Raw genomic sequence first — 713 nt, 5'->3', positions numbered from 1 at the left:
GTACGAGAAACGATCATACCGTTACCTAAACCTGCACCTAATGCTGCTAAACCAATTGCGATTGCTGCTGCTATTGCACCCATTTTGTATTTCCTCCTTGAATTGTATATAGTTTATTTTTGTTTTGTTCAATAAGCTGAACATATAATATATTAATGGTCATGATTTACTTTATGAGACATGTAGACCATTGCTAACAGAGTAAAGATAAATGCTTGGATAGAACCGATAAATACGGAGAATCCTTGCCATACTACCGTTAATGGAATTGCTAGTATGGTTCCCCACCAGGTTGAGTATGCGAGGGAAGTAGAGAGTAGAGAAAGTAAAATTTCACCCGCGTAAATATTTCCATATAAACGAAGACCTAGTGTTAATGTGTTTGAAAATTCTTCTACAAGCTTCAGCGGGAACATAAACGCCTTTGGCCTAAAGAAGTCTTTACCATATTCTTTTAACCCTTTCATTTTCACACCATAGTAGTGTGATAGCGCGATCACCATCGCCGCAAGGGTTAATGTTATGATTGGATCAGCGGTAGGTGATTTCCACCATAGTTCATGGTCGAGGACTACAGCGAATGGCAGACCTAACATATTGGAAACGAATATGAACATAATAAGTGTGATTCCTAACACATGGAATCTTCCACCTGTTTTCCAATCCATTGAACTGTTAATAATGTTTTTAACGAAGTCCATAACCCACTCAAT

1 protein-coding gene is annotated in these 713 nt (G+C 38.0%); it reads right to left on the bottom strand.

All coding sequences use genetic code 11. The features are described from left to right. Positions 1-152: 152 nt before the first annotated feature. Positions 153-713 (bottom strand): F0F1 ATP synthase subunit A (gene atpB / locus OQ279_RS18430; RefSeq protein WP_266071333.1); only part of this gene is annotated, 561 nt, incomplete at its 5' end.

The organism is Salinimicrobium profundisediminis, from assembly GCF_026241755.1.
In the GTDB taxonomy this organism is placed as follows: domain Bacteria; phylum Bacteroidota; class Bacteroidia; order Flavobacteriales; family Flavobacteriaceae; genus Salinimicrobium; species Salinimicrobium profundisediminis.
Note: the sequence above shows the minus strand (reverse complement) of the source record. Positions and strands in the feature narration are given on the sequence as shown.